Genomic DNA, 13,340 nt, shown 5'->3' with positions numbered 1-13,340 from the left:
CCGCAGCCCGCACCCGCTCCTCAACGGAAAGACACCGTGACCGACATCACCGTCCATCACCACCAGTTCGACATCGTCATCATCGGCGCAGGAGGCGCCGGCATGCGGGCCGCGATCGAAGCCGGGCCGAAGGCGAACACCGCCGTCATCTCGAAGCTGTACCCGACGCGCTCCCACACCGGTGCGGCGCAGGGCGGCATGGCGGCGGCGCTCGCGAACGTCGAAGAGGACTCGTGGGAGTGGCACACCTTCGACACGATCAAGGGCGGCGACTACCTGGTCGACCAGGACGCCGCCGAGATCCTCGCGAAGGAAGCGATCGACGCGGTCATCGACCTCGAGAACATGGGCCTGCCGTTCAACCGCACGCCTGAGGGCAAGATCGACCAGCGGCGCTTCGGCGGCCACACGCGTGACCACGGCAAGGCCCCGGTCCGTCGGGCCTGCTACGCCGCGGACCGCACCGGCCACATGATCCTGCAGACGCTGTTCCAGAACTGCGTCAAGCTCGGCGTGAACTTCTTCAACGAGTTCTACGCCCTCGACCTCATCATGGTGGACGTCGTCGGCGACGACGGCGTCACCCGCAAGCAGCCGGCGGGCGTCGTGGCGTTCGAGCTCGCGACCGGTGAGCTGCACGTGTTCCACGCGAAGGCGATGATCTTCGCGACCGGCGGCTTCGGCAAGATGTACAAGACCACGTCGAACGCGCACACCCTGACGGGCGACGGCGTCGGCATCGTCTGGCGCACCGGCCTGCCGCTCGAGGACATGGAGTTCTTCCAGTTCCACCCGACCGGGCTCGCCGGCCTCGGCATCCTCCTCACCGAGGGCGCCCGCGGTGAGGGCGCGATCCTCCGCAACGCCTCGGGTGAGCGCTTCATGGAGCGGTACGCCCCGACCATCAAGGACCTCGCACCGCGCGACATCGTGGCCAGGTGCATGGTGCAAGAGGTCGCAGAGGGCCGGGGTGCCGGTCCGAACAAGGACTACGTGCTGCTCGACTGCACGCACCTGGGCGCCGAGGTCCTCGAGACCAAGCTCCCGGACATCACCGAGTTCGCGCGCACCTACCTCGGCGTCGACCCCGTCACCGAGCCGGTGCCGGTCATGCCGACCGCCCACTACGCGATGGGCGGCATCCCGACGAACACCAACGCCGAGGTGCTCTCCGACAACGACACCGTCGTCCCCGGCATGTACGCCGCCGGCGAGTGCGCGTGCGTCTCCGTGCACGGCTCGAACCGCCTCGGGACGAACTCGCTGCTCGACATCAACGTCTTCGGGAAGCGCTCGGGCAACAACGCCGCCGAGTGGGTGCAGACGGCCGAGTTCCTCCCCCTCCCCGAGGACCCCGCCGCCAACGTGCGCGCGATGCTCGAGCAGCTCCGCGCCTCCACCGGCACCGAGCGCGTCTCCGCCCTCCGCAAGGAACTGCAAGAGGAGATGGACAAGAACGCGCAGGTGTTCCGCACCGACGAGTCCCTCGCCCGCGTCACCGAGACGATCCACACGCTCCGCAACCGGTTCACGAACGTCGCGGTGCAGGACAAGGGCAAGCGGTTCAACACCGACCTGCTCGAGGCCGTCGAGCTCGGGTTCCTGCTCGACCTGGCCGAGGTCGTCGTCTACTCCGCCCGGAACCGCAAGGAGTCCCGCGGCGGCCACATGCGCGACGACTACCCGAAGCGCGACGACGAGAACTACATGCAGCACACCATGGCGTACCTGACGGGCGACCCACACTCGTCACTCGCCGACGACCACATCACACTCGACTGGAAGCCGGTCGTCGTGACCCGGTACGAGCCGATGGAGAGGAAGTACTGATGACCGACACCCTGGTCTCCGACGCACCCCGCACCGATGCGGTGGATGCCCCTCCCGGCTCCTTCCCCGTCACCGTGATCATCCGGCGCTTCGACCCGGACGTCGACGACGAGCCGCGCTGGCAGGACTTCGACGTCATGATGCTGCCGACCGACCGCATCCTCGACGCGCTGCACAAGATCAAGTGGGAGCAGGACGGGTCGCTGACCTTCCGCCGCTCCTGCGCGCACGGCGTCTGCGGCTCGGACGCGATGCGCATCAACGGCCGCAACCGTCTGGCGTGCAAGACGCTGATCAAGGACCTCGACGTGTCGAAGCCGATCTACGTCGAGGCGATCAAGGGGCTGCCGCTCGAGAAGGACCTCATCGTGGACATGGAGCCGTTCTTCAAGTCCTTCCGCGAGGTCCAGCCGTTCCTCCAGCCCGCGACGGCTCCGGAGCCCGGCAAGGAGCGCGTGCAGTCCGTCGCCGACCGTGCCCGGTTCGACGACACCACGAAGTGCATCCTCTGCGCCGCGTGCACGTCCTCGTGCCCGGTGTTCTGGACGGACGGCCAGTACTTCGGCCCCGCCGCGATCGTGAACGCGCACCGCTTCATCTTCGACTCGCGCGACGACGCCGCGAACGTGCGCCTCGACATCCTCAACGACAAGGAGGGCGTCTGGCGCTGCCGCACGACCTTCAACTGCACCGACGCCTGCCCGCGCGGGATCCAGGTCACGAAGGCCATCTCCGAGGTCAAGCAGGCCGTCATGCGCGGTCGGGCATAGACGGCCGGCGAAACCAGGAACGGCATAGGTCCGACCGCTAGGCTCCCGCACATGACGTTCGCGGACACGCGCCCCATCCTCGACCAGCTCGGCTACACGATCCGGTACGTGCAGCTCCCCGGAGAGACCCTGCACGAGCCGCCGGTGGAGGGCGCGCTCCGCATCGTCGCCGCCGACGCCCCGGACACCTTCGCGCTCGAGGTCGTGGACTACGGCACCGCCCGTCGTCTCGCCACGGCGCGCGGCGAGTCCGACGCCGTCGAGATGCTCCGACGCTTCCTGAACCGCCCGTTCCCCGCACCGCGCGACATCCAGCGGTACGAGCTCGACGGGCTCCGGGACCGCGCGGCCTCGACGTACCCGCAGCTCGCGCAGCAGGTCGCGCAGGCCGGTCCGGACGGCCTGCGCATCCAGATCCCGGCGGGTGTCCCGGTTGACCGCATCGGCGGGCCGGACGGCTACCTGCTGCACCCGCTCGACACCCCGATGCCGTCGCGCTCGCTCCCGCCGCACGTCGCCGCTGCGCCCGAGGTGCACCGCTACGTCGTCGACCGCCCGTTCCTGGTGACCGTTCGCTTCGTGCAGCCCTGGTTCGACCAGCCCGGCGGTGCGCTGCGCTTCCAGATCGCCGATCCGTCGCTCACCGTGCGCGACCTGGTCGTCGACGGCGCCCTGGTCCGCGTCCGCGCAGTCTGACCCGCGCGGGCCCCGTGCCCTCCCCGAAGGAAGTCGAAACGCGCGTCGGCAGTCAGAACTCCTGACTGCCGACGCGCGTTCCAGCTTCCCATCGCGGGCGCTGTGGGTGCTTTCGCTCAGCCGCGGCCGGGCTGGTCGAAGCGCTGCCCCTCGGGCTTCGGCGGCAGGAGCGAGAAGACGAGCAGGATGATCCCGCCGACACCGGGCACGAAGCCGAGGAACCAGAACGGCCCCGCCAGGTTCGCGTCGTGCAGCCGTCGCCAGTACAGGGCGATGCCCGGCACCAGGATCGCCAGGCCCCAGAGCCCGATCAGGATGCCCGCGATGACGAAGAGCGCGGACGGACTCGTGACCGCGGTCGACACGCTCGTCGACGTGGTGACCGTCGTCCGCTCGGACGTCGCGATGCCGATCCCGTAGAGGATCCCGAGCACGATGACGACGATGCCGTTCGCGAGCGCCCACCACCAGAACTCACTCCGGCTGGCGCGCCCGTCGAACCGGGCGTACTTCTTGAAGAAGCGACGAACGGCGTTGCCGAACGAGATCCCGTACCACGGTGCCCAGAGCGGCGGCTCACCACCGGGTCCGGTCGGCGCCGACGCGCCGTACTGCGGCGTGTGCCCCGGCTCGGGCTGCTGCCCGGACGGGTTCTGGGACGGATACTGATCGCTCACGGTGACCCCCTGCTGCTGTGCGGATATTCCTAGCAGAGTCAATCAGAACGGGGTCGGTTCGGTCCGCTCGGGTCTCGCGGTTACCCGAGTTGCGGCCGGTCGTAGCGCTGACCCTGCTGGTTGGAGGGCATCAGCGCCAGGATCACGCAGGCGATCCAGCCGAGGAACGGGATGATGAGCAGCAGCGCGAGCAGGCCGCTGTAGTTCGCGTCGTGGAGCCGGCGGACCAGCAGCGCGATCCAGCCGACCAGGGTCGCGAGTGCCCACGCGCCGGTGAGCAGCCCGTCGAACAGGCCGTCGTCGCCGACGTTGCTCGTGCCGGCGATGCCGTCGAACACGCCCCCGACGATCCCGAGCGCCGCGTTGCCGATGATCCACCAGAGCGTCCAGAACCAGAACTCGCTGCGGCTCGCGCGGCCGTCGAAGCGGGCGTACTTCTTCCAGAACCGGACGAACGCCTTCGGGAACCCGATGCCGTACCAGGGTGCCCAGAGCGGAGGCTCGCCCTGCGGCGGTCGCGGCTGCTGCCCGTACGGGTTCTGCGCGTACGGGTTCTGCGCGTACGGGCTCTGCCCGGAGGGGTTCTGCGCGTACGGGTTCTGTCCGCCGTACTGGTTCGGTCCGCCGTACTGGTCGCTCACGGGGATGCCCTTCGTCGATCGCCTGATGAGACGCACAGAGTCAACCACACCGGCACCGCCGGGATCGTCATCCCTGCGGACGATCGAACCGCTGCCCGTTCGGGTTCGGCGACAGCATCGCCATCACCCAGAGCACGATCCACCCGAGGGTGTTCACGAAGAAGAACGCGAAGAACCCGCTGAGGTTCACGTCGTGCAGCCGTCGGACCATCAGCGCGATGTTGCCCACCGCCGTCCCGAGGAACCACGCGGCCCAGATCCAGATCGGGACGAGCCACCAGATCGACTCGGTGTGCAGCTGGCTCGTCGTCCGGCCGTAGACATCGGTGCTCCACTCGCGGGTGCCCGTCGTCGTGACGATGATCGCGACCACGGCGCCGAGGAGCGCGGCGATGATCGCGTTCGTCAGGAACCACCACCAGAACTCGCTGCGGCTGGCACGCCCGTCGAACCGTGCGTACTTCCGGAAGAACCGGCCGATCGCGTCACCGATGCCCGCGCCGTACCAGGGTGCCCAGAGCGGCGGCACACCGGCCTCGTCGAGCGGGATCGGCCGCGGCGGCTGCCATCCGGGCTGCTGCTGCCACCCTGGCCCCTGCTGCCACGCCGGCGCCGGCTGCTGCGGCCACCCTGGTGCCTGCTGCCCGCCCGGTGCCTGCTGCCAGCCCGGCTGCCCGGACCACTGCGGCTGCGGCTGCCCGTTCGGCCGGCCGTCGCCCCAGCCCTGGTTCGTCCCGTCGTCGCTCATCTGCGCCTCCCCCGATCGTCGGCCTCCAGTCTGGCAGGTCGGGCGTCAGGGGATGAGCGCGAGCTTGCCGCCGGGGTGTCCGGACTCCAGGAGCTCTGCGGCCGCGCGGGCGTCGGCGAGGGGGAACGTCCGGGCGACCGGGACCTCGAGCTGCCCCGCCGCCGCCAGGTCGATCAGCCGCTGCCGCACCGAGTCGCGGAACGCCTTGCTCTCGGGTTGCGCTCCCCCGACGGCGGCGAAGCCGTCGGCCGCAGCGCGCCCCTGCGCGGCGATCGTGACGATCCGGTCGCGGTCCGCCACGAGTGCCAACGAGACGTCGACCGCCTCGTCGGTGCCGACCGCGTCGATGGCCACGTCGATGCCGTGGGGTGCGAGATCACGGAGACGAGCCTCCAGTCCGTCGCCGTAGGCGATCCATTCGCCCCCGTAGCGGCGGACGGTGTCCGCACCACGTTCCGAAGCCGTGCCGATCACGCGCGCGCCCAGCGGGCGCAGCTGCTGCAGGACGCTCACGCCGACCGCGCCGGATGCGCCGTGCAGGAGCACCGTGTCCCGTCCGGAGGCTCGGGTCACCCGGATCACGTCGGCTGCGGTCGCGCCTGCCAACAGCAGGTTCGCGGCCTCCGGGAACCCCAGGGAGGCGGGCTTGGCGAACACGTCGGCGGCCGGCACCGTGAGTTCCTCAGTCCAGCCGCCGGCGACGCGGAACGCCAGGACCTCGTCGCCGACGGCTCCGCCGCCGGACGCGATCTGCGTGTCCGGGCCGATCGCCGAGATGACCCCGGCGATCTCGTAGCCGATCGGCATCGGGTACGCGTCCGCCTGCGCTGCCCGGGTGTGCTTCGTGTCAGCGGGGTTCATGCCGGCGGCGCGGACCGCGATCGTGACCTCGCCCTGGCCGGGTGGACGGACGTCTGTGTCGATGTACTCGAGGACTTCGCTGCCGCCGGGACGCGGCGCAACCCACTGCTTCGTCATGGACCGGACGGTAGTCCCGCTCACCGCCAGTCCCACGAGAACTTCCAGCCAGCTCGACGACGGCCCTGCTCCGCGCCGTGTCCGCGGTCACGGCTGTGGCTCGACCGTCGCTGCGATCCGGAGCGCCAGCGCGTCGTCGATCTCGTGCGGGTGGTTCAGTCCGTACTCCCACCACGCGGAGCACACCCCGCAGCGGTAGAGGTGGCACTGGTACTCGAGGCTGATGCCGACGAGCTCAGGCTGGTCAGACCGGGAGATCCAGCGCTCGCGGCACCAGGCGCAACCCTGTTCCCGGAACGGGACCACGCCGCCGTCAGGATCGCTCATCGACCCGCTCCGTCGTCCCGGCGCCGTGACGCGCGCCCGCGAGCTGACCCAACGCCGCGAACGCGTCCATGAGCCCGATCCTGCCGTTCACAGGACCCCGCGGTCCAGGAGGCGCTGCTGGATGCGGAGTCGAGCGACGAAGTCCTCGAGTGCGTCCAACTCGGACCCGAACGTCCGCACTCCTTCTTCCGTGCCGCGCTCGCCCGTGACACTCACGACCCAGCGTCCGGACGACCCGTAGATGGCCACCCGGTTCGCGAGGTGGTCCGGGCGTGCGAACCACACCCCGGCTGTGAGGGATTCGGCCGAGATCACGCGCTCCGCGTCGGTACGGTTCACGGCTCCTCCGTCGTTCGTCGTTCGTCGGCGATGGCCGGGTCGGACGCGGCGCGGAATGCCGACCGTGCGTCCAGCTCGAGTGCGCACTCCTCGATCCGGTCCAACGGAACGCGAGCCACCGCCGTGAACGTGCCCGCCCGGAACAGGGACACCGGGCCCTGGAACCATGCTCGATGGGCTTCGCCTCCGACCGTCCAGGACAGGGATGTCCGCCGCCCACCATCGTCATCCACCGTGAACGACTCGGGGATCGAATCGGCCGGACCGAACAACCAGTGCGCCAGCGAGAACCCTGCGGACGAACGCATCGTGAACCCAGCGTCGAGCATGATCCAGCGCTCGGCGTCGATGGGCTGCGCGAACTCGGTACCGGTCCACGATCCCCACCCGTGATCGTCCTTCCATTCCGAGACGGTGCCGCCGACCGACGCGTACCGCGTGAGGGTCTCGAGGTTGCCGTACTCGATCTTGTGGCGGTCCACCCGGACGAGATCGTGGCCGGCTCGTTCCAGAGCGGAGCGGATGAGGTCGAGATGTCCGAACTCGACGAGTTCTCCGCCGATGCTCACGGGCGCTCCTGCTCCGGTCGCGCGAATCTTCTCGGGAGGATCAAGTGATGACTCCCGAAGCGACAAGCTCCTTCCGGTCGCGCAGCAACGTGACGTACATCGTGAGCGCCTCGGACTCGTCCGAGTACTCGCGGGGCCCGATCTCCGCGGCGCGCTCGTCAGTGGACACGACGCGGAAGCCCGCATCGACCTCGTAGATCGCCACGGCATTCGTCTTGTTCGTCCCACGTTCGAACCACACGGCACCCTCCAGCCCTTCGTCGGCAATGAGACGCTTCGCGTCAGCTCGCTGCACGGTCTGCTCCACCCCGTTCCTTGAACTCGCCCAATTCGTCAGTGGCCCGCCATTCGCCGTGTGGCCCCAATCGGTCCAGCACGGCCCACGACCACTCCCCGACCTCATCGCGCATGCTCAGGACCAATTGTTAGTGGACTTCCGCCAGCCGACCACCCGGACCGAGGCGCTGACCCTGGAGACGAAGTACGTCACAGCTTCCCCGCGGTCGTCGTACTCCTTGACGCTCTCTTCGGTGGCGCGTTCATTCGTCGTTGACACGATCCATCGCCCGGCGTCCTCGTAGATCGATGTCATGCGGGTGTCATTGTCCGGTGATCTCATCCAGTTGAACCGAATCCCCGACGCCTCGGCAAGGGCCAGATCACGAGTCGCATCGATGTCGTCCATCTGTTCTCCTGTCCTCCTTGTGCTCGCGGAGAACACCGAGCCACCTCGAGCGGCCTAGCGTTCCACCGCTTCGCTCGCGCCAACGGCAGGATGTCCACCTCGACTCTCGGACTCGGTCCGAGTCATCTCGGTCGTGACCACGGTAGCCATTTTGTCCAAGAGACAGCTCACTTTTCCACTGTGGCAGCGATCCTCAGCACCTTGCTTTCCTCAATCACGTGTGGATGGTTGCTGAATCCGGCTCCCAGGCCCTCACGAGCCCGCGCAGCACACCCTCAGCAAGATCAGAATCGATCGACAGTCGCGCTCCGTCCCTCTTCGGTCCGGCGATGGTCACATGCACCGCGTTGGCGGGCATTCGCGTGCTTGTAGTTGACGATCCGACGCGGATCCGAGACGCCAGGAACCCGGCGATTCCCTCGCGAGCGAAGCTGAGGAGGAAACCGCGAGCCGGGAACGCGACCTTCTCTGCGTCGCGGTGCACGTGCTCCTCGATGATCGACGGGAGCTGTTCTGCGGCCGCTGCTCGGGTTCGAATTTGTGTGCGTCGACTATGGGCACCGACGTCTGATCGAAACAACGCCGGACCGCGAGGGGATCGAAGACGCTGTCCGCCCATTCATCGCGCGGCCGCAACCTCCGACGCTGGAGATTCCGCGAGACGAGTTCGACCTGATCAGTTCGAGGCTCGTGCCGTTCTACTCTCCGCTCGTGGAGCAGATCCGATTCGCCCCGAACGGCGTGAGCCTGATCCAGCTGCCCGCAGGTGTCCTCGTCGACCGCATCGGGGGCCCAGACGGCTGGTTGCTCAATCCACTCAACTCCTCGTTCGAGTCGCGCTCGCTCCCGCCTTCCTCGCTCCGCTTGCCGGCATCGGTTCACCAGTTCGTGACCGAGGGCAGCGTCCTCGTCGAGGCCTCGATCGTGCCGGCGTGGTTCGGTCAACCCGGTGGCGCGGTCAGGTTCTCGATCGCCGACCAATCCTTGACGATCCGCGATCTGCTCGCAGACGGATCGCTCCGCTCCATCCGAACGCCAATCGCCGCGACGCCGTACGGGTGAGCGCGATGGTTCACCGTGATCGCAGGACTCGATCGGCGACGCAGACAGAACGACGTTGATGACATCGGTCAACGGAAGACTTCGCACCCATGCGAAGCGCAGAACAACAGAGCCCTCCTGGTCACTCAGCACCCGGAGCTCGTGCCGTTGGTTCCCGTTCCGCCAATGGAGTTCAGTACCTCCACCGACCACCTCGACCCCTTCGGGCGCGCCTGGCCCTGCAGCGAACCAGCGCACAGGATTCCTCGAGCGTCCCTCGCGGACCACGACGTAGCGCGCAGCATCGTCGAGATGGGTGAACTCCACCAAGGTCCAGTCGACACCGCGATCGGTCCTCATCAGGGCGAACCCGTCGTCGTGCCGCCGAATGGAGAACGACGTCTCAAGATCGCCGAACTCGAAGATCGTCATGCTGTCTCGACGTATCCCCGGAATCGACGTGGGGTGGTCCGGCTGATTTCCGACGAATCGACCAAGCCGGTCCAGGTCGATCCGGTCCATCTGCGCGTCACTCATTCGAGAACGAACGCCTTCCTGATCATCGACGGCAGGATGCCCGCATCGGGATCACCAGTGAGCATGTCACCGACGCTCAGCGGCTTACCGGATGCGGAGACGACCTGCACTTGCAGTCCACCTCCGGGCTGGCCGAAGGCTGGGTCTATCGCCGGTCGAGTGGAACCCGTCTGCAATATTCCCCCTGTATCCGTGCGACAGGTCTTCCCAGGTCAGATCCTTCGTCTCCATGAGGTCGAGCACGTCTTGACGGACAGCTTCGGGTGCGCGCATCACGTAGTCCTCGATGCGATTGAAGTCGCCGACCACGCGATACTGGTGGTACTGCGAGGCGTCTTCGAGGTAGGGCAAGGACCGCTCGTCGTAGGGGTATGGGCCGGACTCTGGAACCGGCGATGTGAATCGACCGTTCTCGGGGCCAAACCGATCGAAGACACTGCCCACAGGAGGGGTGAACGCCTGCTTGATTGCTTGATGCTTCGAATCGAGTTCGAACCCGTCCTGAGGGCGTCATCGACCGAGATGTCGTCTCTCGCTGGGCCCTTGGAGCGATCACACAGCGCTACGAGCGATCTCGCTGATGCCGTTCGCCTGGAGAGTCGACCAGACCTCGAGCACCGCGGACTTCGAGTCAAGGGCGTCATCCGCGACGATGTACTGTCCGCCATCCCCAGCTTGGAGGCGCACACCCGACGTCGCCGTCTCAACCTCTCCGAGGCGATTCGACACCCAAGTACGCTGCCCGATGACGGGCGCGAACTTGCCCCGCCCTTCGGCCGCGACGGCGCCGTCGTGGTCGTACACCGCTGCTGAGTCCGGCTCCCAAGCCCGCACGAGTCCGCGCAGTACACCCTCAGCGAGGTCCGAATCGATGGACAGCCGCGCGCCGTCCTTCTTCGGTCCGGCGATGGTCACGTGCACCGCGTTGGCGGGCATCCGCTTGCTCGTTGTGGTCGAGCCGACTCGGATCCGAATGGCCAGGAACCCGGCGACCCCCTCGCGAGCAACGCTGAGGAGATATCCGCGGGCAGGGAACGCGATGCCCTCTGCGTCGCGGTACACGTGTTCGTCGACGACCGACCTGAGCTGGTCCGCGTCTGTCGGGACGGCAGAGTCGTCCTCGACGATCGTCCACGACGAGCCGGCACCGAGGAGCTGGTCGAAGGAGGAGAGCAGCCGGTCGACGCGTTCCGCGACCTGTGTGGCGTCCTCAGCGCGAGCATCCCAATTGGCGCGCGCGCTCACCTCTGTCGTCCTCAACCATGTCGGGAAGGGCATCGAGGGCTTACTCCGTTCTCAGTGGGGTGAAGATCACGGCGAGATCGTCGCCGTCGATTCCCGCAGACCGCAGCAGACGTCGAACGGCGTCGGCAGCATACGGATCTTTTACATGCCATTCTAGCCGCGCACCGTCGGGCAGCGCTGCGATCTGGGCCTCCGCTTGCTCGATCATCTTCGGAATGCGCTTGCTCCAGTACGGACTGGATGGGTCGGCGAACGCGATACCTCGGTTGAAGGCCTTCGCATCCAGGAAGACCTCCTGCGGCGGGTGCCCTCGTTCGGTCATGCCGTCGAAGTCGACGGTCGCGCCGTCCTCAGTGAACTGGCGGTACTCGGGGAGCTTGCCATCGGCCGTGCGCTCGACCCCAGCGATCTGCGCCTGGTAGTCGGCCCACTCATGGTCTTGCCGACCGAAGTACTTCCAGCCCGACTCGTGCGACGCCTGGTTGTACGTCTCGGCTGGGACATGCGGATGCGGATCGCCCGGGCGGAGCGGATCCCCGGAGTCGTACTGGTCGCCTCGGGACGCGTCGAACTCGTCGGCCTTGGGCACCGGTCGGGGCTCGGGCGCCGGGTTGTGCTCGCCCCCAGCAGGTGTTGGCGCGGTGTCGTCACCAGCCGACGGCGCGTGACCGGGACCATCCGACGTGCCAGCGTCATGCCCGCCGATGCCGCCGTCGGCATCGGAACCGTGGCCGGTGCCAGCGCCGTCCCCGTCGGAACCGTGTCCCGTAGCACTACCGTCAGCGTCGGACCCGTGCCCGGTGCCCCCATCGTGCTCCGCATCCGTCCCGTGCCCCGAACCACCACTGCTGCCCGAGTCACCCCCGTGCCCGTGCCCACCGGACGAGCCCGAACCGGAACCGGACCCGGAGTCCGACCCGCCGCCGTGCTCCGTCGCCGTCCCCGACTCCCCGTGCCCACCGGCCCCCACGAGCTCCGGCTCCCGCACCGGCGGGGCCTCGACCGTGGACCCGCCGTTGTGGGCGTTCGCCGGCGCTTCGACGCTCGGCTCCGACCGCACGGGCGGCACCTCGGCGTCGCTGCCGTGGTGCCCGTGCAGGAAGTCCCCGAGCCCGGTCTTGAAGTCCGCGATCTTGCCCGTGAACCCGCTCATGTCGCCGAGCCCGGACGACACCAGGCCCTTGAGGTCCCCGAGCTTCGGCAGCACCGAGGTGAGCCCCTTCGAGGCCCACGCGCCGGCATCGACGAGGTCCAGGAACTTGCCCGCCTTGCCGACCGTGCCGGCGACCTCGCCCACCTTGCCGAGCGCACCGACCTTGCCGACCTCGCCCGCGACGGGGATGAGCAGCGAGCCGATGCCCCACACGGCCTGTCCCGCAGCGCGGCCCGGGTCGTCCGCCCAGGCGTCCCACCCGACGGTGGCCTTGCCGAGACCCTTCCACGCCTCCCCGGCGTTGCCCCAGCTCCATGAGTCGTCCGCAGCGCTGTAGCCGATGAGCGAGCCCATGCCCTTCCAGGCGCTGGTGAGGGTGTCGAGGTGCCACCCGGTGCCGTCGATGCCGACCAGCTGCCCGAGGCCCTGCACCGTGCCCCAGATGCCGTCGACGACGACACCCTGCAGCAGGTGCGGGACGAAGTACAGCGTCTTCTCGCCGCAGCTCTCCTTGCGGGCCTCGGCGGTCCCCCACGGCAGCTCCGTGCCCATCGGGAGTTCCTTGTACCCGTAGCCGAGCTCGTCGTCCGGGTCGTCGCCCGTCATCGCGTGCAGCGCCGCCAGGCCCGAGAGGCCGCGGATCGTGTTCGCGCAGGTGCGCTCGGCGGCCTGGTACGCGACGACCTGGTTCGCGACGCCGTTGATGATGTCGTTGTTCTCGCCGTTGAGGGTCTCGTCCTCGTCCCAGGCGCCGTCGTGCTGCTTGACGTCCGCGTGCAGCTGGTTGCCCCGCGTGACGTACGTCTTGAGCTTCGCGACGATCGGGGTGACCTCGGTCACGAAGTCGTCGAGCGCCTTCGCGACGGTGTCCAGGTCATCGCCGAACGCGGTGCCCTGCGGCACGATCGGGTTCATCGCGTCGAAGAGCTGCTGGTCCGCCGGCCCCTCGTACGACTGCGAGATGGGCGTCCACGCGCTGTGGATGTCGGCCGAGCCGTCGCGCACCGCGGACGCGACCGTCCGGAGGTTCCCGGCTCCCGCCGTGATCCCGGAGAGGTCGACGTCGGTGTACGGGATCTCCCCGACCTTGACGAGTCCGCTCAT

16 protein-coding genes are annotated in these 13,340 nt (G+C 68.3%); 4 read left to right on the top strand and 12 right to left on the bottom strand.

Going from position 1 to position 13,340, the window contains the following annotated elements; translation table 11 throughout:
* The first annotated feature begins 36 nt into the window (after positions 1 to 36).
* From sdhA to ACIPJY_RS09435, 3 genes are read left to right on the top strand one after another with little or no spacing between them, the layout of a single operon-like run.
* Positions 37 to 1,830, top strand: a complete 1,794-nt coding sequence (sdhA, locus tag ACIPJY_RS09445; RefSeq protein ID WP_400467335.1) for a succinate dehydrogenase flavoprotein subunit — start codon at positions 37 to 39, stop codon at positions 1,828 to 1,830.
* Entirely contained in the window at positions 1,830 to 2,600 is a 771-nt protein-coding gene (locus ACIPJY_RS09440; RefSeq protein WP_400467338.1) for a succinate dehydrogenase iron-sulfur subunit, read from the top strand. The genes sdhA and ACIPJY_RS09440 overlap by 1 nt, the downstream gene beginning before the upstream one ends.
* 51 nt (positions 2,601 to 2,651) lie before the next feature.
* A complete protein-coding gene (locus tag ACIPJY_RS09435) occupies positions 2,652 to 3,296 on the top strand; it encodes a TNT domain-containing protein (RefSeq protein WP_400467340.1) in 645 nt (214 codons plus the stop codon).
* A gap of 116 nt (positions 3,297 to 3,412) precedes the next feature.
* Here ACIPJY_RS09435 and ACIPJY_RS09430 read toward each other — a convergent pair whose 3' ends face one another.
* The 9 genes from ACIPJY_RS09430 to ACIPJY_RS09390 form a co-directional block, all read right to left on the bottom strand.
* Positions 3,413 to 3,973, bottom strand: coding sequence for a DUF805 domain-containing protein (locus ACIPJY_RS09430; protein ID WP_400467342.1), 561 nt, complete (start codon positions 3,971 to 3,973; stop codon positions 3,413 to 3,415).
* A gap of 80 nt (positions 3,974 to 4,053) precedes the next feature.
* The gene (locus tag ACIPJY_RS09425; RefSeq protein ID WP_400467345.1) at positions 4,054 to 4,614 is read right to left on the bottom strand and encodes a DUF805 domain-containing protein; all 561 of its coding nucleotides are present in this window, start codon (positions 4,612 to 4,614) and stop codon (positions 4,054 to 4,056) included.
* 67 nt (positions 4,615 to 4,681) lie between these two features.
* Complete coding sequence (locus tag ACIPJY_RS09420) at positions 4,682 to 5,362, bottom strand: DUF805 domain-containing protein (protein ID WP_400467348.1); 681 nt, start codon at positions 5,360 to 5,362, stop codon at positions 4,682 to 4,684.
* A gap of 45 nt (positions 5,363 to 5,407) precedes the next feature.
* The gene (locus ACIPJY_RS09415) at positions 5,408 to 6,340 is read right to left on the bottom strand and encodes an NADP-dependent oxidoreductase (RefSeq protein WP_400467351.1); all 933 of its coding nucleotides are present in this window, start codon (positions 6,338 to 6,340) and stop codon (positions 5,408 to 5,410) included.
* Between the two features lie 87 nt (positions 6,341 to 6,427).
* On the bottom strand, positions 6,428 to 6,667 hold the full coding sequence (locus ACIPJY_RS09410; RefSeq protein ID WP_400467354.1) for a hypothetical protein: 240 nt from the start codon (positions 6,665 to 6,667) through the stop codon (positions 6,428 to 6,430).
* 87 nt (positions 6,668 to 6,754) lie between these two features.
* Positions 6,755 to 7,006 carry a hypothetical protein gene (locus ACIPJY_RS09405; protein WP_400467357.1) on the bottom strand — a complete coding sequence of 84 codons (252 nt, stop codon included), beginning with the start codon at positions 7,004 to 7,006 and terminating at the stop codon, positions 6,755 to 6,757.
* Positions 7,003 to 7,575 carry a hypothetical protein gene (locus tag ACIPJY_RS09400; protein WP_400467359.1) on the bottom strand — a complete coding sequence of 191 codons (573 nt, stop codon included), beginning with the start codon at positions 7,573 to 7,575 and terminating at the stop codon, positions 7,003 to 7,005. The genes ACIPJY_RS09405 and ACIPJY_RS09400 overlap by 4 nt, the downstream gene beginning before the upstream one ends.
* Positions 7,576 to 7,615: 40 nt before the next feature.
* On the bottom strand, positions 7,616 to 7,882 hold the full coding sequence (locus tag ACIPJY_RS09395) for a hypothetical protein (protein ID WP_400467362.1): 267 nt from the start codon (positions 7,880 to 7,882) through the stop codon (positions 7,616 to 7,618).
* A gap of 105 nt (positions 7,883 to 7,987) precedes the next feature.
* Positions 7,988 to 8,260: a hypothetical protein gene (locus ACIPJY_RS09390; protein ID WP_400467365.1), complete on the bottom strand. Its 273-nt coding sequence runs from the start codon at positions 8,258 to 8,260 to the stop codon at positions 7,988 to 7,990.
* A gap of 540 nt (positions 8,261 to 8,800) precedes the next feature.
* On the opposite strand from ACIPJY_RS09390, the gene ACIPJY_RS09385 reads away from it, so the two are divergent.
* Positions 8,801 to 9,322 (top strand): TNT domain-containing protein, encoded by a 522-nt coding sequence (locus tag ACIPJY_RS09385; protein WP_400467368.1) that lies wholly within the window; start codon positions 8,801 to 8,803, stop codon positions 9,320 to 9,322.
* 600 nt (positions 9,323 to 9,922) lie between these two features.
* Here ACIPJY_RS09385 and ACIPJY_RS09380 read toward each other — a convergent pair.
* The 3 genes from ACIPJY_RS09380 to ACIPJY_RS09370 form a co-directional block, all read right to left on the bottom strand.
* Positions 9,923 to 10,282, bottom strand: a complete 360-nt coding sequence (locus tag ACIPJY_RS09380; protein WP_400467370.1) for a glycohydrolase toxin TNT-related protein — start codon at positions 10,280 to 10,282, stop codon at positions 9,923 to 9,925.
* 108 nt (positions 10,283 to 10,390) lie between these two features.
* Positions 10,391 to 11,083, bottom strand: a complete 693-nt coding sequence (locus ACIPJY_RS09375) for a hypothetical protein (RefSeq protein WP_400467371.1) — start codon at positions 11,081 to 11,083, stop codon at positions 10,391 to 10,393.
* Positions 11,084 to 11,123: 40 nt separating this feature from the next.
* Complete coding sequence (locus ACIPJY_RS09370; protein WP_400467372.1) at positions 11,124 to 13,340, bottom strand: Tox-REase-5 domain-containing protein; 2,217 nt, start codon at positions 13,338 to 13,340, stop codon at positions 11,124 to 11,126.

Origin of the sequence: Curtobacterium sp. NPDC090223 (assembly GCF_044746585.1) — a bacterium.
Lineage (GTDB): Bacteria > Actinomycetota > Actinomycetes > Actinomycetales > Microbacteriaceae > Curtobacterium.
Note: the sequence above shows the minus strand (reverse complement) of the source record. Positions and strands in the feature narration are given on the sequence as shown.